Consider the following 18242-nt stretch of genomic DNA (forward strand, 5'->3'; position numbering starts at 1 on the left):
TCTTGCTGAAGCGAATTCCTGAAATGGAAAAAGGGGCGGTTTAACCGCCCCTAGTTTCAACCGCCTTTTATCACTCTGCGGCGTCGCGGGGTTTTCCCTTGGGTTTTGACACTTTGGCCTCTGGTTTTCCTGATGCCTGGTTGTCTGGAGAGGTCGTTGGCTCCGGCGCTGGTTCCAGCACAGGCTTGATGTCATCGACACTCGTTGATGTATCTCCTGTTTCCGGCAGCGCTGTGCTTTCGTCCTCCATTTCTTCCCAAATCAGGTCGTCCAGATTGGTTTTGCGCGCCGCCTTGTGCAAGGCAGCGTCACGCGACGCCTTGCCGTCCCGATGCGTCAGGGCACGCAATCCTGAAAACGACCGGTAGGCACCGGCTGACAGCCAGACACGGAGCGCCAGCATGGAAGGGGTGAAGACCAATGTCAGCACGGTGGCGATGCCCAGGCCAAACACAACCGCTGTGGCGAGCTGTTTCCACCAAAGTGCGGTCGGGCTGTCGATCGAGTAACCACCCTCAGCGAAGTTCAGAGATAATCCAAACATCATCGGGGCCAGACCGGCCATCGTAGTAATCGTGGTTAGAAGAACGGGACGGATCCGGGCTTCTGCCGTACGGGTGATCGCCTCAACCGCGGGCATGTAGCGTGAATAATCCTGATAGGTGTCGATCAGCACGATGTTATTGTTCACCACAATCCCGGCGAGCGCCACGATACCTGTCCCGGTCATGATGATCGAGAAGGGCTGCCCCATCACCATCATGCCAATCAGCACCCCGGTGGTCGACAGGACCACGGCCAAAAGCACCAGCACCGAATTGTAGAAGCTATTGAACTGTGCCAGCAGGATGATGAACATTAAAAACAGCGCACCGGTAAAGGCCTGGCCAAGGAAAGCCTGGCTTTCGGCCTCGTCTTCCTGATCACCTGTCCATTCATATGTGACACCTGCAGGCAGGCCGACCTCTTGGATCCACGCATCAATGGCGGCAATCCGTTCTGCCGGGGTGACGACGATACGGGTGAGGGAAGGGTTATTTGCGGCGGCAGTGTCGGCCTCGGACGACGTCACAATTTTTTCGCTGCCGTCGTCTGATACCAACTTTACCAGATCGCTTTCAACACCTGCTTTCACATCGTAATAGCGGCTTTGGTCCACCCGATCGATCTGCGCAAGGCTTGGCACCGGTTCGCGCGTGACAAAATTTGAAAGGGGCACGAGACCGGTGGGCGTTCGCAGTTTTAACGTATCAAGCGTTGAGAGAAGGCGTTGGTCTTCGGGCAGGCGCACACGGATCTCGATTTCCTCATCCGAACTGTTGACCCGCATCGTATCCAGAAGGATTCCATTGGTGATCAACTGAACCATCCCACCAACGGTGGCGACATTTGTGCCATAGCGCCCGGCATTTTCCACATCCACATTCAGGCGCCAATCGATACCGGGCAGGGGAAGGGTGTCTTCAATCAGCGTCAATCCCAGCGTCTCGTTGAACTTTGCAACAGCGGTTTGCGCCGCTGCTCGCAATGTTGTCCAATCGTCACCTTTCAAGCGGAGGTGCACCGGTTTTGCCGAGGCCGGCCCGCGGTTCAAATTCAACACTTCAAATCGAATTCCCGGTAGCACTCCCAATCGTTCTTCGAGCTTGGTCATGACGAAATCGCCATCATATTCCGGATCAATCTCGGTGGAGGTGAAGGGGAGGAAACCCAAAAGCTTGATGTCCTTCTCGATCGAAGGACGATCAGCCCAGGCCACAAGCTCCAACTGAAGTTGACCAATCGTGTCACGAGGGCCAGAGGCACCGCCGGTGTTCTGGTTCAATCCGCCATCGCCAGCGAAAGCAAAGACGCTTTCAACGCCTTTTGTGCCAAGTGCCACACGTTCGGCCTTGGCGACCATGGCGTCCTTCTCTTCGATGGACAGGTTGCCACGGGCGCGGATGAAAACGATGGCCTGTTCTGGTTCGCTATCGGTGAAGAACTCGACGCCTTTGTTATTGTTCGAGAAATACACAAAGACAGTGCCTACAAGCGTAAATACAAATCCAATCACCACCAATGGCATGATCGGATTGGCTGCGATGGCGTGTATCAGATGACCCAAAGGAGTGCGATGGCGCCCAGCCGCGACATGTGATTCCTTCCTGGGAAAGGCACGAGATTTCAGCGTAGCAAATCCGTGCCGTAGTCGAGCGAACAGAGCGGATGTCGCGAATATCAGGGCAAACAGCGAGACAAGTGCAATACCCACAATTGCAAGTCCAAGTCCCCCAAATCCAAATGCGCCAATCAGGTTGGGAATGACAGATCTCAGGATCTGAGTCTGGTCCATCGCTTCAATCATCGTGCCAGCGGTGGAAAAGCCGAATTGCGCTCCGAACGCACCAAGGACCAATCCGGCGATTCCAATCGGGAAGAGCATCAGATGAGTGAGCCAGTGCATCTCCGCGATTGCTTCGCTGCGCTCTTGGAACCAGCGTTCAAATCGGCCCGTGACCCCGCCAACAACCGGCAGATAGACCAAAGCCACCAAGAGCGAGGCGGACAGCACGAAGATCAGGGTTTTTGGCAGCCACCCCATGAACTGGCCGGGAATGCCGGGCCAGAACAGCATCGGCAGGAAGGCGCAAAGCGTCGTCGCGGTTGAGCTGACAATGGGCCAGAACATCCGTTTTGCTGCCATTGTATAAGCCTGCATTGGCCCGATACCTTCGCGGATCTTTTTATCCGCATATTCCACCACCACAATGGCACCATCCACCAGCATCCCGACCGCAAGGATCAGACCAAACATCACGATGTTGGAAATGGTCACGTCCAGCACGCCGAACAGGGCAAAGGTCAGCAGGAAAGATGTCGGGATCGCAAATCCCACCAGCAATGCGGATCGGATGCCAAGGGCGGCGAGGACCACAATCATTACCAGCGCAATGGCGGTAATCACTGATCCCTCAAGCTGTTTGACCATGCTGTTGACGACAAAACTCTGGTCGTTCGAGGTGCCGACATGCACCGCTTGTTGGAGTTCCTTAGGCCATTGTTTGCTGGCTTCTGCCACAACTTCACGCACTGTGGCGGCGGTGTCGATCAGGTTATAACCCTTGCGTTTGACCACCTGTAACGCAACTGTTGTCTGCCCGTTGAACCGTGCGGTCCCCGCCCGGTCTTCAAAGGTCAGGCGAATTGTGGCCAGATCCCCGAGCGTTACAACGCTGTCGCCGTTGACCTTCACGGGCAACGCATAAATATCCTCAATCTCATCAAAGGAGGAGGGGATTTTGATGGCCGTTGAACCGGTGGCGGTGTTCACATTTCCTGCGGCAATCAGCTGGTTGTTGGATTTCACCACCTGAATAAGCTCGTCCGCCGTCACGTTATAAGCTTCAAGCCGAAGTGGGTCGATTTCCACTTCGACCATTTCGTCACGGAAGCCAGCGAGTGGTGCTTCTAACACTGCATCTACAGCTTCCAACTGATCCTGAAGATCCTTTGCCACCCGGATCAGGGTACGTTCCGGTACGGACCCCGTGAGGCTCACGATGATGATCGGGAACTCTGAAAAGTTAATCTCGTTGATTGAGTATTTATCAAACCCGGATGGGAACTTGCCTTCCGCAGTATTCATGGCGTCGCGGACGTCAGCCATGACCTTGGTCTTGTCCCACCCGAACTCAAATTCCAGCGCCACGCCGGCATAGTTTTCGGCGGCGGTGCCCGACATGGTCTTAAGCCCATCAATATCGGCAAACTCGGTCTCCATCGTGCGCACAAGAAGTCGCTCGCTGTCCGCAGCTGAAATGCCGGGGAAGGGGACGGAAACAAAGAGGGCCGGGATCTCGATATCGGGTTCACCCTCCTTGGGAAGGCCAACATAGGCCAGCACCCCTGCCGTAATGGACAGGATCACAAAGGCGATCACCATACGGGCGCGTGTGGCGGCCCAGTCGACTATGCCAATCATGCGTCCGGTTCCTGCATTGTCACATCCACGAGCACATCATCTGTTACATAGTGATGTCCGATCACGATCACTTTGGCCTCGTCTGCCAGGCCCGTAACCCAAACGCCCTCGCGGCTATCACGAACCATCTCTACCGGGGCAAATCCTGCGCGCCCGTTTTCAGTCACGATGCGCACGCCCAGACGACCTTCATCATCAAGTGTCAGGGCGCTTTGCGGCAATAGATGGGCTTGGCGACCGGCAGAGGCGATTGCAATTTCAACCGTGCGGCCTTCGCGCAATCCACGGTCGCTGTTATCCGCTTCCACTTCCACACGGAACGTGCGGGTGTTCGGATCAGAGCTGTCAGCAATATAGGTCACCAGCCCGGTGATTTCCTCTCCGTTTGCAAGACGTGCCTGCACCGTTGCACCTACAGCAACAAAGTCAACCATCAGTTCCGGCACAAATCCTACCAAACGTATCGGGTTGAGCTGAATGAGCGTGGCGCATTCCGCACCAGGCTGGAGCAGAGAGCCCAATTCCGCACTATCGCTTTCCAGAATGCCATCAAGCGGGGCGGTGATCTCGATCCGCTCTAACTCTCGTTGTGCAGTGGCGACCGCCGATTCGGCAGATTGAATGGCCGCGGAAGAGGTCGAGGCACCAGATTGCGCAGCAATCACACCAGCCCGGGCTGCTTCAACCGAAGCACGGGCATTGGCGACACGGGAATCCGACGCAAATCCGCCTTCGGACAGCTTTTCAGCCGCATTCAGATTGATCAGAGCTTCATCCAGCCGGGCCTTCGCTTCGATGACACGGGCTTCGGCTTCGGGTTCGCGGGCGCGTGCTTCAGCCAATCGCGCCGAAGCTTCTGCAAGACCAGCTTCGCGCGTACCCTGATCAAGATGGCACAGAATGTCTCCGGTCTTGACCAGTCCCCCTTTGTTCAATCGGTTTGAAGTCACTTGACCTGATGTCTCTGATCGGATGACCACCCTGCGCGATGCTTCGGTGCGGCCCCGAACCAGAACTGCGCCTTCAATTTGGCGCGCCTGAGAGTGTATGGCGACAACTGAAACGCCAGCGTCATTTCCAACATCCGAATTTGCTGCTGGTCGTTCCACAGCTTCATTTTGCTCAGCGGGGCTTGTTCCCAGCCCCTCTAGCAGCGCTTCGCGCTGGAAGATCACCAAGTAAAGCAAACAAATAACGGTGACGGCTGCTAAAATCGGGAATAGGCGCATTTGCGATCCTGTCGGTATGTTCTGAATAAAACTGGTTTTAGCCAGAAGATAGGCATGGCGAGGAACCGGGACAAGCGGGATAGATTTTTTTGTTGATATTTCAATAGGAGAACGGACCGATCAATTCGCAATCCGACAGTGCAGAGATTTGTTGCACGCCCTTGGCAATTCTCTCGCTTTGAGGCAAAAGAAGGCAAGACCAAGCACAATATATGCGCAGAGGACCAACACAGTGAGCAATCCAGAAACTTTCATCGATGAAGTGACCGAAGAGGTCCGTCGCGACAAGCTTTATGCGATGATGCGCAAATACGGCTGGATTGCCGTCGCACTTGTGATCCTGTTGGTTGGCGGTGCAACCTATAATGAATGGTCAAAAGCAAAGGCTCAGGCCGAAGCCAAGGCTCTTGGTGATGCCATTCTTGCGGCTGAAGAGTTGGACGATACCGCGGCAAGCGCTGCGGCGCTGCAAAACATTCAAGCCGAAGGCGATGTTCAGGCGGTTCTTGGGCTTTTGGTCGCAGAGAAAGGCACGGACACTGATGCTCTGGCTGCGATTGCAGATAATGAGGCGCTTCCCAAAGTGTATCGAGATCTTGCCGCGTTGAAGCTGGTCATGTCGGCAGGTCGTGATCTGAGTGCAGAAGAGGCGGCCGACAGGCTTGCCCCGTTGCTGGTCGCTGGTGCCCCATTCCGGGTACTCGCTGAAGAACAAATGGCCCTTGTTGAACTGGGGCAGGGCGAAACAGCCGCAGCAATTTCCCGCCTTCAGGCCCTGCTAAATGACGAAGAAGCTTCACGGGCCTTGCGCCAACGAGCAACACAGTTGATTGTAGCTTTGGGCGCAGAGCCGGAAACGGCCTGATCCAGTTGACCTTGCTGAATATTTCGGGCGGGGTAATCATTGAGAACAAAACCGTTGGTGTGGGGGATATAGGGTGAAGTTGAGAACGAGCACCGGGATAGTGGTTGCCTTGGGGGTATTGGCCGCATGTTCACAACCAGAGTATATTCTGCCCGGCAAGCGCGAGGAATTGCGCAGCCTGAACCCACAAACGGCTGATGAAACCGAGATTGCAGCCGCCGCCGATGCGGCTGCTGCAGAGGTCGTAAACCAAACGATTCCAATCACTCTGCCCCAACAGGTCAACCATTCCTCCTGGACCCATATCGGCGGCAATGTGACCCATCAGGTGCAACATCCGGCATTTGGCCACACTCCCAGCCTGATCTGGACAGCAGACATCGGCCAAGGCAATGACCGGAAACACCGGATTACCGCCGAACCGGTTGTGGCAGACGGGCGCATATACACGCTTGATAGCCGCGCGCAGGTTGTGGCGACGTCAACCAGCGGACAGACGCTCTGGTCTCGTAATCTGACCCCTGCAAGCGACAATTCAGATGATGCGTCGGGCGGAGGTTTGGCAATTTCTGGTGGGCAGCTTTTTGTCACATCGGCATTCGGCACGCTGACCGCGCTGGATGCATCTAGCGGCGCTGTGCAGTGGCAGCAGAAACTGGAAGCGCCAGCGACCGGTGCCCCCTCCGTGCGTGATGGGATTGTTTATGTCAGCAGCAAAGACAATATCGCCTGGGGCGTGGACGCGTCCGACGGCAAGGTGCGCTGGCAGCTGACTGGTACCCCAAGTCCGGATGGCGTTGTTGGGGTGTCCAGCCCAGCCATTACCGAACGGCTCGCGATTGTCCCCTTTACCTCCGGAGAGTTGGTCGGCGCGTTGCGTAAAGGTGGGGTGCGGACCTGGACGGCTCTTGTAACCGGTGAACGCCCCGGTCGTGCCTATTCGATCGTGACGGATATCACCGGTGAACCTGTGGTGAAAGATGACGTCATCTACACTGGCAATCCTGTGGGGCGTACCGTTGCGCTCTCTATGTCGGGTGAACGGATCTGGACCGCAGATGAAGGCGCAACGTCTCCGGTTTGGGTCAGCGGCGGTTCGGTGTTCTTGATCTCGGACGAAGCCAGGCTGGTACGGCTCGATGAAAAGACCGGGGACCGGATTTGGTCCGTTGAGCTGCCATATTTCACCAAGGAAAAAGCAAAGCGTCGCAAAGCGATTTACGCAAATTATGGACCGGTTCTGGCGGGTGGAAATCTATGGGTGACTTCATCTGACGGGGTCATGCGTGGCTTTGATCCGAAAGACGGTAGCCTTGTCGCAAATACCGAATTGCCGGGCGGAGCCGCCACACGTCCTGCAATTGTGAACGGCGTCGCCTATGTGGTGTCTCGCGATGGCAAACTTCTGGCTTTGCGCTGACAGAAAAACCGTGTATGCGGGGCGCTTGATGTGACCCGGAGTCCGATATGAGCTTTACCCTCGCCATTGTGGGCCGCCCGAATGTGGGCAAATCCACCCTGTTCAACCGCCTGGTTGGCAAGCGCCTCGCGCTGGTTGATGACCAGCCAGGCGTGACGCGTGACCTGCGCGAAGGCGAAGCGCGGCTGGGTGATCTGCGCTTTACCGTGATTGACACGGCAGGGCTTGAAGAAGCGACTGATGAAAGCCTTCAAGGTCGGATGCGCCGCCTGACGGAACGTGCCGTGGAAATGGCCGATGCCTGTCTCTTTATTGTGGATGCGCGATCTGGGCTTCTGCCCGCAGATGAGGTCTTTGCTGACATCCTGCGCCGCAAGAACGCTCATGTAATCCTTGCCGCCAACAAGGCCGAAGGCAAAGCTGCGGACGCTGGATACTTCGAAGCGTTCGCGCTGGGTTTAGGCGAGCCGATCCGAATGTCGGGAGAGCACGGCGAAGGCATGGGGGATCTCATGCTTGCACTTGATCCTATCGCCAAAGAATTCGAAACTCGCGCTTCTGAAACCGCACCTGAGACCGATGTGGACATCGTCGAGGGCGAAGAGGACGAAGGACCGCGTACGCCCACCGCAGACAAGCCTCTGCAGGTGGCTGTGATTGGTCGACCGAACGCAGGTAAATCCACTCTGATCAACCAGTTGATAGGCGAGGAACGACTGCTCACCGGTCCAGAGGCCGGGATCACAAGAGACTCCATCTCTCTCCGGTTCGACTGGGGCGGTGTGCCCACTCGGATTTTCGACACCGCGGGCATGCGCAAGCGCGCTAAAGTTCAGGAAAAGGTCGAAAAGCTTTCGGTATCAGACGGGCTGCGGGCTGTGAAATTTGCCGAAGTTGTCGTTGTTCTTCTGGATGCGGCAATCCCGTTTGAGCAACAGGATCTGCGCATTGCCGACCTCGCCGAACGTGAAGGGCGTGCAGTTGTCGTCGCGGTGAATAAATGGGATGCCGAAGGTGAAAAACAGGCCAAGCTCAAGGAGCTGAAAGAGGCATTTACGCGGTTACTGCCACAGCTGCGCGGAGCACCTTTGGTGACGATCTCGGCCAAAACCGGCAAGGGGATGGACAGATTGCAGGCTGCGGTTATGCGTGCCCATGAAGTCTGGAACCGCCGGATCAAGACGTCACACCTCAATGGCTGGCTCAGTGAAATGATCGAGGCCCACCCGCCTCCCGCACCGGGTGGTCGCCGGATCAAACTGCGTTACATGACTCAAGTAAAGGCCCGCCCACCTGCGTTTGTCGTGATGTGCTCGCATCCAGACAAACTACCGGAAAGCTACACCCGCTATCTGGTCAACGGTCTGCGCGAAGATTTTGACATGCCCGGCACGCCAATCCGATTGACCATGCGCGGGCAAGGGGACAAGAACCCTTATAAGAACCGCAAGAAATCCACTCCCAGCCGTTTGCGAAAACACCTGGGCAAGGGCCGCGCAGACGAGTAATCGCACCTGCGGATGACTTAAGAAGATGACATAAGAAAAAGAGGCGCGCTCACCAGCCCGCCTCTTTTTTCTTACTCAAAATACCTCGGGGTGAGGCTGAAGGCCGAGGGGCAGCACCCCTCTCATTCTGGCCGAATATCAAAACGTCAGTTCAGATAGGGCATCGGGTCGACAGGATCAGTGCCATTAAAGACGAGGAACTGAATGGCGTTATATTGGTTTTTTGTCGCCTTCGCGATCGGCTGCCCGCGCTTCACTTTCTGTCCTTTGGAAACAGATATCCCTTCGATGAAGCTATATGCCGTCTGAGTGTTGTTGCCATGGTCGATCACAACAATTTCTTCGCCCTCAACATCTTTGGACACAAGGCGAACAGTTCCAGCAGCCGCCGCTTTGACCGCCGCGCCGGGTTTGGCTGCAATCAGGATATATCCCGCCTTGTCGGCGTCAAATAGGCTGGTGATCTTTCCTGAGACAGGCAGGGACATTCGGGCGCTGGACGCGGTCGTGCGCTCACCATTCAATTCAGGAGAAGCAGGCGCGGTTGCAGGTTTTACAGCCGAGGGTTTTTCATCGGGCAGAGGTTGTGCGGCAGATGGTGGCGTGGGCGTGGTGCTCCCTTCTCCGGGGCGGCTGACTGATGTTGTCGCGGCCTTCGCGACTTTGACGGGGATCAGAAGATGTTGCCCCTCACGAACCGCCAGTTCGGCTCCGAGCCCATTCCAATCGGCAAGAGATCGGACCGAGACACCGTAAAGACGTGCAATGGAATATGCAGTTTCTCCGCGCTCGACCCGGTGGCGCAATGGCTCCTCACCCGAGGTCACGGATTTCCGTGTGCTATCTGTTGGACGGGTGGCCGGAGCGCGGTCAATCGCGTCTCCCGCGAGGGTTTGGATGTCAATTTCCCCGCCGGGTGTAATTGGTCCGCTGGAAGGTTCCTGGACTCGGCGTGGCAATGCCAGAAGTTCATCCCGACGCAGGGGAGTGTCAGCGGCAATTCCATTGTAACGCGCCAGTTCGGCAGCAGGGATGCCTAAGCGGTTGGCGACATCTGCAACGGAATCTCCTCGCCGCGCCAATGCCACCTGATAGGTCGGATAGGATATGACCCCGCGTGCGTCTGGCGAGGGTCGGTTTGCCGTTTGCACATTTTGCACAGCTTGTGTGGTGGATAACCCACCATGCTGTGGGCGCATGTCGAAATCAAATCCGTCCGTGCAGGCCGACAGCGCGGCTGCGGTTACAAGAAGGGGAATGCCACGCATGAGCGTCTTGTGGCGCCGCGTCATAGCTCTTGTCATTGCTCGTGTCCTCAATCCACGGCCTGTCCTCAGACCGGTTGTTATTTGGCGCCCGTTATGGGCCATTGGCGAAGTCTCTGTCGGACCTTTCCGCCCCGGTTCGGCTGTTCCGAACCCTTGGTACCCCTTAGAGGGGTGGCTTTGTTATTCCTGCCCCAACCCTTCCAACAGGGGCACGAAACGCACCGGCAATAGCTCATCGTATTCAAATCCTTCCTGGCTGCGCGTCACCTTGATCAGGCTTTGAACAGCATCGGACTGACCTACCGGTACAATCATGATACCGCCGATTGCGAGTTGCGCCAAGAGGGGGCTGGGCGGGTCTTCGGCTGCGGCGGTGACGATGATGCGGTCGAACGGGGCCTGATCCGGAAGTCCACGTGATCCATCTCCGACAATGGCAGTGATATTGTGCAGATCCAGTGCCTCAAAAATCTGGCGTGCCTCATGCACAAGGCGACGATGGCGATCAATGGTATAGACACGCCGGGCAAGTCGCGACAGGATCGCTGCCTGATATCCGGAGCCGGTGCCAAGCTCGAGCACTTTATCCCGGGGACTGATCTGTGCCGCCTGGGTCATCAATCCAACAACAGATGGCTGCGAAATGGTCTGCCCACAGGCAATCGGCAGCGGCATATCTTCATAGGCGCGCTCAGAGAAAACGCCACGTACAAACATGCCACGGTCGATTTCTTCCATGGCAGTCAGTACACGCGGGTCCGTGACCCCGCGCGATCGCAGGGTGAACAGGAACTGCATCTTGCGTTCTGCATCCATGCCGTTCCCCGCAGGCGTCATGAAAAAATCTCCGTGGTCTGAGCAAGGTGATCATGGGCCGTCAGGTCAGCGCGCATCGGCGTGACCGACACATAGCCAGCAAGATTTTCGGTCACATCCATTCCGGGCTCAGAGGGGGTGGCCTGCGGCCCACCTTTGATCCAGAGGAATTGCCTGCCGGAAGGACTTTGATGCGGTTCAGCTGAGAAAATGGCATCATGCCGCCAACCTTGGGGTGTGGCTTTCACTCCACGCACTTTATCTGCCCCTACAGGTGGAAAATTCACATTGTAGAAGACTTTGTAATTTTTGCCTTCGTCCCATGGCCCTTTATCCAGAAGCTTGCGTACGATCCCGGTGCCATGCGCGGCGGCGGCCTCAAATACACTGTCCAAATTCTTTGTGCCCATACCCATATACTGGCTGAGTGCAATCGCTGGCAGGCCCTGAAGCGCAGCTTCCATCGCGGCACCCAAGGTCCCAGAATAAAGCGCGTTTTCTGCTGAGTTATTCCCCCGGTTTACGCCCGAGATCACCAGATCCGGGCGTTCGGGCAACACGTGGTGCAATGCCGTAAGAACACAGTCTGCCGGGCTGCCTTCCGCCGCAAACCGACGCTCGTCCTGCTGGGCGACCATGAAGGGATGCGTGTAGGAAATGCAGTGTCCGACGCCGGATTGTTCAAAAGCAGGGGCAACGGTCCAAACTTCGCCACCCGGGCCTGCAATCTCTGCAGCGATGGCTTCGGCCACTTTCAGGCCGGGTGCGTTGATCCCGTCGTCATTGGTGATGAGAATGCGCATACCGTCCCCGTTTTGCCATGAAATCTATGCCTGCCCCCTGAATAGGGCAGGCGGTGAAAAGCGGCAATTGTTTTCAAAGGGCGGGTTGGGAACTGTGCCCCGGAAGACTCAGGTCAGACCAATCCGGTTTCCGACAAGATCCGCTTTGCTTCATCCTCGACCGAAGCCAACGCGTCGCGATCTTCACCCGGATAAAACCGCGTGCGCATGGATGTTGCGAGCGGTTTTGGTTCTGCCACTACAACATTTGGGCCAAGGCGGGTGTTCTCAGATGCCCAGCTGTTTACAAGAGCCATCTGAGCGGCCTTGGTTGCTCCGTAACCGGCAAAGAAACTTTCGCCGGCATGGTCATCGTGGAAAAAGAGTGCGGTGCTGTCATCAGTCAGAAGCGGATTGATCATATGGATCAGCACGCGCGTGGCTTCCACATTGGTGTCAATCGCGCGCTTCCAGCCTTTGTCATCCAGTTCCGGTGTTGGCATCAGGGCCGGGCCGTAAATCGCTGTGTGCGCCCAGATGTCGATGCTGCCCCAGCGATCATGGATCGAGCGGCAGAGATGTGCCATGGCGTTCTTGTCGGTCACATCCATCGGTGCGAGCGTGGCTGTCCCGCCAGAAGCCTGGACCTTGTCATCAAGCTCTTCCAAAGCGCCGGTAGTGCGCCCCACGGCCATCACATGGTGGGTTTTTGACAGCTCTAGCGCCAAGGCGGCACCAAGCCCACGGGAGGCGCCGGTGACCAGCGCGATTTTCTTTGTCTCACTCATGGCTGCGGTGTAGCGTTCAGGTTCGGGAATGTCGAGAGGGCCGGTTTCTTCCAATGTCATTTCGTGCGACCCTGACCCGCCGGGGCGAGTGGACGCACCCCGTCATCTTCCAGATCCAGCCTGTCATGCAGGTCACGTAGTGCGGCTTCACACATCCCATACTCAAGCCACTGGCATCCTGAACAGACCGAGGAAAGGTCACGTGGGCGTAATTTGCGCCGAATTGTTTGTTCAGCCTCACCCCAGGTTAATACCTGCCCGTACCGCAGATCCAGAGCAGCAAGGTGCTGACGATCAAGCGCCTCGATCCCTTCCTGGTTCTGGCATTTTGTGTCTACGCGTTTAGGGCATGGGCCACAGATGTCATCCGTGTGGCGTATGACCTCGATCTCAACTTCCGCGCCACCATCAGCGCGCAAACGTCCATTGACGATCCCATCCATATTGGCAGTGAAACCGTCGGAATACCCCTTGCCCTGAAAACCGAGGGAGCAAAGGAAATGATGTGGACGAAAACGCAGTTTGGCCATGTAACGAGCCTGACGCATCTTTGATTTGGGTGCAACTGCGGCGGATCACTCCGCCGCGGCCATCTTGAAACCCTGTTCGATCTTGTCGGAAGGTTCCACCGGATATTCACCCGAGAAGCAGGCATCGCAATATTGCGGGCACTCTTTCTTGCGCCCTTCTGCTTCGCCTACAGCGCGATAGAGGCCATCAAGCGAGATAAACTTGAGGCTGTCGACCTTGAGATGTTCGCACATTTCTTCTTCGCTCATCGTCGCGGCCAGAAGCTTTTCACGTTCGGGCGTGTCGACGCCGTAGAAACAAGGCCATGCGGTGGGCGGGGAGGCGATGCGGAAATGCACTTCGGCGGCGCCCGCATCCAGGAACATGTCCTTGATCTTGCGGGTTGTTGTGCCGCGTACCACGCTGTCATCCACCAGTATGACGCGTTTGCCTTTGATCAGGGCCCGGTTCACGTTGAGTTTCAGGCGAACACCCATATTGCGGATCGATTCCGTGGGTTCAATAAAGGTCCGGCCCATGTACTGGTTGCGGATGATGCCCATCGCGTAGGGGATGCCGCTTTCTTGGCTATAGCCAATTGCGGCAGGCGTGCCACTGTCCGGCACCGGACAGACCAGATCCGCGTCCACCGGGTTTTCGCGGGCTAGTTCCACACCGATCTGGCGACGGGTTTCATAAACCGACTGACCTCCAAGGATCGAATCCGGACGTGAAAAATAGACATGCTCAAAGATGCAGAACTTCGACGGCTGCGGTCGGAACGGAAAGCTGCTTTCTACGTGTCCGTCGGAAATCACCACCATTTCACCGGGCTCAATCTCGCGCACCAGTTCAGCACCGATGATGTCCAGCGCACAGCTTTCCGATGACAGCACCCAGCCTTCGCCGAGGCGCCCCAAGACCAGCGGGCGCACCCCATGCGGGTCGCGCACACCCATCAACTTGGTGCGGGTCATAGCGACCACCGAAAACGCGCCTTCGACACGGCGCAACGCGTCTTCCATCCTTTCAGGGATGGTGCGTTGCAGTGAGCGAGCCATCAGGTGAATGATACATTCACTGTCTGAGGAGCTTTGAAAGATCGAACCACGTTCGATCAGTTCGCGGCGCAGAGCGTTCGCATTTGTGATGTTGCCATTATGAGCAATCGCCGCCCCACCCATCGAGAACTCACCAAAGAAGGGCTGCACGTCGCGGATCACTGCACCTTTGGATCCGGCCGTCGAATAGCGCACATGGCCAATGGCGATGGGACCGGGCAGGGTCTTCATCACGCTTTCCTTGGTAAAGTTGTCGCGCACATAGCCAAAGCGGCGGGCTGAGTTGAACCCTTCGTTTGGATCATGGCAGACAATGCCACCGGCTTCTTGCCCGCGGTGTTGAAGGGCATGCAGGCCGAGGGCTACGAAATTTGATGCATCCTTGAGGCCAATTACGCCGAAAACGCCGCATTCCTCCTTTAATTTCTCATCATCAAATGGATGCGCCATGAATGGCTTCATTTGATCCTTGGAAGGGCAGGCGGCGGGCGGTTTGGACATCTCAGTCTCCGATTCCGTGGCGTTGGCATCCTCATAGTGGGTGAATATCGCTCTGTCACCAAACTATCACGATCTGGATGCGTTTTCTTACCACTGGTTGTTTTGAAAAAGAAAAACGCGCCCGAAAGCGCGCTTTTGTTAACAAATTACTGTCCGGTGTCGCCGGAGCAGCCCCCAACAAGGACTTCGTAGCGTTCGACGATCCAGCTCGGCGCATCCTCGGGGATCTGTTCGTTAATCTTGTCCTGTGTCCGGGCAAAGATCTTGGCGGTGCGGCTGTCGTCCACCATGGCAATCGTATCGGTGGTCACAACGCGGTCATATACAACAAGAGCAATGGCCACGAGGATAAGCCCACGCGCGACCCCAAAGATGAACCCCAATGCCTGATCGATCCCGCCAAGGGCAGAGCGTTGCACGGCGGACGAGAAAAGCGGTGTGAAGAGCGACACCACCACAAGCGCAATGGCGAATACTCCGGCAAATGCGGCGATGATGCTCAGCTCGCAACTTTCCGCGATGAAGTCGCGCAGCACAGGAATTTCCTTGATCAGCGGCTCTGCTTTGGGTGCGAACATATAGGCAAGAATAGCCGCCGCAATCCAGCCGATGATCGACATGCTTTCACGGATAAACCCGCGTGAATAGGCCAGGATGGCCGATACCAAAATGACCGCTGCCACGATCCCGTCTACAAGTGTAAAGGCTTCCATCTGTTTCTCCGATGTTTTTCGCCAATTCTGACCGAGGCTAGCCTGCCCCAAAGATCTCCCCAACAAACCCCGGAAGGTCCGTCATTTTCTGAACACGCATTCCATCAGCGGTCCCTGTCTTGCTACGACTGGGTGCGATGGCTGCGTTGAAACCAAGTTTCATAGCTTCTTTCAACCGGTTTTCGGTTTGTCCCACCGGGCGTAAAGCCCCTGATAGACTGATTTCACCAAAAACCACAGTGTCTTTAGGCAAAGCGGCGTCCTCTCGCGCAGAGAGTAGCGCTGCCGCCACAGCCAGATCTGCGGCAGGTTCCGAGATTTTCATGCCACCGGCCACGTTCAGGTAGACATCAAGCCCGGCAAACGGGATGCCACAGCGGGCCTCAAGCACAGCAAGGATCATCGCCAAGCGTCCTCCATCCCAACCGAGAACAGAGCGGCGGGGCTGGGAATGAGGTGATGGGGCAACAAGGGCCTGAAATTCGACGAGCACAGGACGGGTGCCTTCGATGCCGGCGAAAACCACGCTTCCGGGAGCTGGCTCTTCACGGTCTGAAAGGAAAAGTGCAGAGGGGTTGCCGACCTCAGACAGGCCGCCACCCGTCATTTCAAAGACACCGATTTCATCAGCCGGACCAAAACGGTTTTTAACCGCACGCAGGATGCGGAACTGATGACCGCGTTCACCCTCAAAATAAAGAACCGTATCCACCATGTGTTCCACGACCCGGGGGCCAGCAATCTGACCTTCTTTGGTGACGTGCCCCACCAGGATAACGGATATCCCGCGGGTCTTGGCAAATGTGGTCAGTTCATGAGCGGCGGCGCGGACCTGACTAACAGATCCCGGAGCACTGTCCACATTGTCCGCCCACATGGTCTGGATGGAGTCGATGATGGCTAGCTGAGGGCGTTCCGCGTCGAGTGTTGTCAGGATGTTTCGCAGGTTGGTTTCTGCGGCCAACCGAACCGGAGCCTTGGTCAGACCCAAACGCTGCGCGCGCATTCGAACCTGTGCCGAAGCCTCTTCACCAGAGACGTAAACCGTATCCAGACCCGCCTCAGCAAATCGGGCAGCTGCCTGTAAGAGCAGCGTGGATTTACCAATGCCAGGATCTCCACCAACGAGAATGGCAGATCCCGGAACCAATCCGCCACCAAGCACGCGATCAAGTTCCCCTAATCCGCAGTGGGTACGGGGAGGTGGGGTTTCTTCCGTGGATAAATCCGTGAGAATAATGCCTTGCCCGCGCACGGATCCGAGCGATTTTTTTGCAGGTCCGGCGGACAACGGTGTGTCTTCGACAATTGTGTTCCATTCGCCGCAGCCGTCGCAACGTCCGGACCACTTTGTGAACACTGCCCCACAGGCGTTGCAGGAATAGGAATTGTTGTTCTTTGCCATAGGGATGGTTTTTGCCTGAGGGGGGGCGTCCACGCAAGGGGGAGTATGCGTCTATTTGCCGATGATCGAAACGGGCTTGGCCTTGCGTGACATCAGAAGCGATATACCCAGAGAAATCAGGATGCAGGCACTGAAGAGGTAAAGCCCCCAAGCAACTTCGATCTTTGCCAAAGTTACGCCCTTCACGATGACGATATAGAGCGCCACCAGAAAAATATCGGCCATGGCCAGCTTTCCCATCACATTGAAAACCGGGAGCATCTTGCGGCGCATTTGACCGAACTGGATCAATGCCAGTCCGAGAGATTTCACCAAAGGGGCGATCAGGGCAAAAAATGTGACGAGGAGGGCAATAAACACATCTTTTTGCCACAGGGTTTGCAGACCGGAAATCACGCTGATTTCATCTGTTCCGAAAAAGGGGAGATTCAACCCGGCGCGCATCAACGGGGCAAACCACGACAGTGGAAAGGCAATCAACAACGCCAAGTTCAAATAACGCATATATCTCATGACACTGAGATATATGGCGTGACGCGACGCTTACAACTCTAAATCTCCGTCACAATCTTGTTCGTTGCGTGCGGTGTTGTCATTAGGGCCGTTGCGAGGTCCACGCCCGCGTTCGCGGCGCGGGTTCGTTGACATCGGAACCACATTGCGATCTCTGGAAACTGTTTCGTGCAGATCAACCCCGAGCTTGGGCAGTAACGCCTTCAAATCTGATTTAAGCGCATCGACCTGCTTTGTGACCACCAGCTCATCTGCTTCGACCTGCGTCAACCAGTGTTTCAATTCGTCAGTCGTCTGCTGGGCGAGAGACAGGTTGGCGCGAAAGTCTTCCATTTCCTCGTGCCTTTGGCGGAGAAATACCCGGGCTCTTTCAACTTTATCGTCGCTATAGGTCTGAGCCAGATCGCGGCTCACAAAGCTCATTTGTGCTGCTGCCTCAAGGATGTCCGGCTCTAACCCCGCTAGATCTGGATGATTGCGAAGATGCGCAATGCGTTCGCGCACCTCATCAAACTCTGCACCGGTCTTGAACAGTTTTGCACGATCCGCTTCGTGGGCCATACGATAGGCGCGCGCAACATCCTCCATGGTCAAATGAAACTTGCGATGGCTGTTTTCCAACTGCATCACTCTCCCATGGCTGGGCAGGAAAAACAGCAGGGATACGCAGACCGCAGTAAAGAAAATCTGCGCATACATCCCCATGTTTTCGATGTTGACGGCTCCAAATCGTGCGGGCAATTCGAGCCAAGGCGCAAACCCCAAAGCTGATGCGATAGTCACGCCGGTTAGCGCAAGTGCCAAGGTCGCCATGAGCAGAACGGAAATTCGTTGGGCAATGCCAGCCATTACCAAAAGTGGAATATTTATACTCTTCATCTCAACTCCCCCTTCAAGGA

Annotated in this window: 15 protein-coding genes; 3 read left to right on the forward strand and 12 right to left on the reverse strand. The window is 56.2% G+C overall.

The window, feature by feature from the left end; all coding sequences use genetic code 11:
- Nucleotides 1-70: 70 nt before the first annotated feature.
- The gene (locus O2N63_RS09715) at nucleotides 71-3964 is read right to left on the reverse strand and encodes an efflux RND transporter permease subunit (protein WP_271054065.1); all 3894 of its coding nucleotides are present in this window, start codon (nucleotides 3962-3964) and stop codon (nucleotides 71-73) included.
- The gene (locus O2N63_RS09720) at nucleotides 3961-5193 is read right to left on the reverse strand and encodes an efflux RND transporter periplasmic adaptor subunit (protein WP_271054066.1); all 1233 of its coding nucleotides are present in this window, start codon (nucleotides 5191-5193) and stop codon (nucleotides 3961-3963) included. Before O2N63_RS09720 ends, O2N63_RS09715 begins: the two co-directional genes overlap by 4 nt.
- A gap of 232 nt (nucleotides 5194-5425) precedes the next feature.
- Between O2N63_RS09720 and O2N63_RS09725 the strand changes: the two genes are divergently transcribed.
- From O2N63_RS09725 to der, 3 genes are all read left to right on the forward strand, one after another.
- Entirely contained in the window at nucleotides 5426-6058 is a 633-nt protein-coding gene (locus O2N63_RS09725; RefSeq protein WP_271054067.1) for a hypothetical protein, read from the forward strand.
- A 73-nt stretch (nucleotides 6059-6131) separates the two neighbouring features.
- The gene (locus O2N63_RS09730; protein ID WP_271054068.1) at nucleotides 6132-7478 is read left to right on the forward strand and encodes an outer membrane protein assembly factor BamB family protein; all 1347 of its coding nucleotides are present in this window, start codon (nucleotides 6132-6134) and stop codon (nucleotides 7476-7478) included.
- Between the two features lie 47 nt (nucleotides 7479-7525).
- Nucleotides 7526-8986, forward strand: coding sequence for a ribosome biogenesis GTPase Der (gene der / locus O2N63_RS09735; RefSeq protein ID WP_271054069.1), 1461 nt, complete (start codon nucleotides 7526-7528; stop codon nucleotides 8984-8986).
- A 146-nt stretch (nucleotides 8987-9132) separates the two neighbouring features.
- Here der and O2N63_RS09740 read toward each other — a convergent pair whose 3' ends face one another.
- From O2N63_RS09740 to O2N63_RS09785, 10 genes are all read right to left on the reverse strand, one after another.
- On the reverse strand, nucleotides 9133-10290 hold the full coding sequence (locus tag O2N63_RS09740) for a LysM peptidoglycan-binding domain-containing protein (RefSeq protein ID WP_271054070.1): 1158 nt from the start codon (nucleotides 10288-10290) through the stop codon (nucleotides 9133-9135).
- Between the two features lie 144 nt (nucleotides 10291-10434).
- A complete protein-coding gene (locus tag O2N63_RS09745; RefSeq protein WP_271054071.1) occupies nucleotides 10435-11091 on the reverse strand; it encodes a protein-L-isoaspartate(D-aspartate) O-methyltransferase in 657 nt (218 codons plus the stop codon).
- A complete protein-coding gene (gene surE / locus O2N63_RS09750) occupies nucleotides 11088-11873 on the reverse strand; it encodes a 5'/3'-nucleotidase SurE (RefSeq protein WP_271054072.1) in 786 nt (261 codons plus the stop codon). The genes O2N63_RS09745 and surE overlap by 4 nt, the downstream gene beginning before the upstream one ends.
- A 113-nt stretch (nucleotides 11874-11986) precedes the next feature.
- Nucleotides 11987-12640 carry an SDR family NAD(P)-dependent oxidoreductase gene (locus O2N63_RS09755; RefSeq protein ID WP_271054214.1) on the reverse strand — a complete coding sequence of 218 codons (654 nt, stop codon included), beginning with the start codon at nucleotides 12638-12640 and terminating at the stop codon, nucleotides 11987-11989.
- A 56-nt stretch (nucleotides 12641-12696) separates the two neighbouring features.
- Nucleotides 12697-13170, reverse strand: coding sequence for a DUF1284 domain-containing protein (locus O2N63_RS09760; protein WP_271054073.1), 474 nt, complete (start codon nucleotides 13168-13170; stop codon nucleotides 12697-12699).
- 45 nt (nucleotides 13171-13215) lie between these two features.
- Nucleotides 13216-14712, reverse strand: a complete 1497-nt coding sequence (gene purF / locus O2N63_RS09765; RefSeq protein WP_271054074.1) for an amidophosphoribosyltransferase — start codon at nucleotides 14710-14712, stop codon at nucleotides 13216-13218.
- Nucleotides 14713-14858: 146 nt separating this feature from the next.
- Nucleotides 14859-15425, reverse strand: coding sequence for a CvpA family protein (locus O2N63_RS09770; protein WP_271054075.1), 567 nt, complete (start codon nucleotides 15423-15425; stop codon nucleotides 14859-14861).
- A 37-nt stretch (nucleotides 15426-15462) separates the two neighbouring features.
- Nucleotides 15463-16830: a DNA repair protein RadA gene (radA, locus tag O2N63_RS09775; protein ID WP_271054076.1), complete on the reverse strand. Its 1368-nt coding sequence runs from the start codon at nucleotides 16828-16830 to the stop codon at nucleotides 15463-15465.
- A gap of 51 nt (nucleotides 16831-16881) precedes the next feature.
- A complete protein-coding gene (locus tag O2N63_RS09780) occupies nucleotides 16882-17343 on the reverse strand; it encodes a paraquat-inducible protein A (RefSeq protein ID WP_271054077.1) in 462 nt (153 codons plus the stop codon).
- Nucleotides 17344-17373: 30 nt separating this feature from the next.
- Nucleotides 17374-18222: a DNA repair protein gene (locus tag O2N63_RS09785; protein ID WP_271054078.1), complete on the reverse strand. Its 849-nt coding sequence runs from the start codon at nucleotides 18220-18222 to the stop codon at nucleotides 17374-17376.
- Nucleotides 18223-18242 lie beyond the last annotated feature (20 nt).

The organism is Aliiroseovarius salicola, from assembly GCF_027891095.1.
In the GTDB taxonomy this organism is placed as follows: Bacteria; Pseudomonadota; Alphaproteobacteria; order Rhodobacterales; family Rhodobacteraceae; genus Aliiroseovarius; species Aliiroseovarius salicola.

Bases quoted from the DNA above. Each gene is read 5' to 3' on its own strand.
- O2N63_RS09715 (WP_271054065.1), bottom strand. From the start codon at position 3,964: ATGATTGGCATAGTCGACTGGGCCGCCACACGCGCCCGTATGGTGATC.
- O2N63_RS09720 (WP_271054066.1), bottom strand. From the start codon at position 5,193: ATGCGCCTATTCCCGATTTTAGCAGCCGTCACCGTTATTTGTTTGCTT.
- der (WP_271054069.1), top strand. From the start codon at position 7,526: ATGAGCTTTACCCTCGCCATTGTGGGCCGCCCGAATGTGGGCAAATCC.
- O2N63_RS09740 (WP_271054070.1), bottom strand. From the start codon at position 10,290: ATGACAAGAGCTATGACGCGGCGCCACAAGACGCTCATGCGTGGCATT.
- O2N63_RS09745 (WP_271054071.1), bottom strand. From the start codon at position 11,091: ATGACGCCTGCGGGGAACGGCATGGATGCAGAACGCAAGATGCAGTTC.
- surE (WP_271054072.1), bottom strand. From the start codon at position 11,873: ATGCGCATTCTCATCACCAATGACGACGGGATCAACGCACCCGGCCTG.
- O2N63_RS09755 (WP_271054214.1), bottom strand. From the start codon at position 12,640: ATGAGTGAGACAAAGAAAATCGCGCTGGTCACCGGCGCCTCCCGTGGG.
- O2N63_RS09760 (WP_271054073.1), bottom strand. From the start codon at position 13,170: ATGGCCAAACTGCGTTTTCGTCCACATCATTTCCTTTGCTCCCTCGGT.
- purF (WP_271054074.1), bottom strand. From the start codon at position 14,712: ATGTCCAAACCGCCCGCCGCCTGCCCTTCCAAGGATCAAATGAAGCCA.
- O2N63_RS09770 (WP_271054075.1), bottom strand. From the start codon at position 15,425: ATGGAAGCCTTTACACTTGTAGACGGGATCGTGGCAGCGGTCATTTTG.
- radA (WP_271054076.1), bottom strand. From the start codon at position 16,830: ATGGCAAAGAACAACAATTCCTATTCCTGCAACGCCTGTGGGGCAGTG.
- O2N63_RS09780 (WP_271054077.1), bottom strand. From the start codon at position 17,343: ATGAGATATATGCGTTATTTGAACTTGGCGTTGTTGATTGCCTTTCCA.
- O2N63_RS09785 (WP_271054078.1), bottom strand. From the start codon at position 18,222: ATGAAGAGTATAAATATTCCACTTTTGGTAATGGCTGGCATTGCCCAA.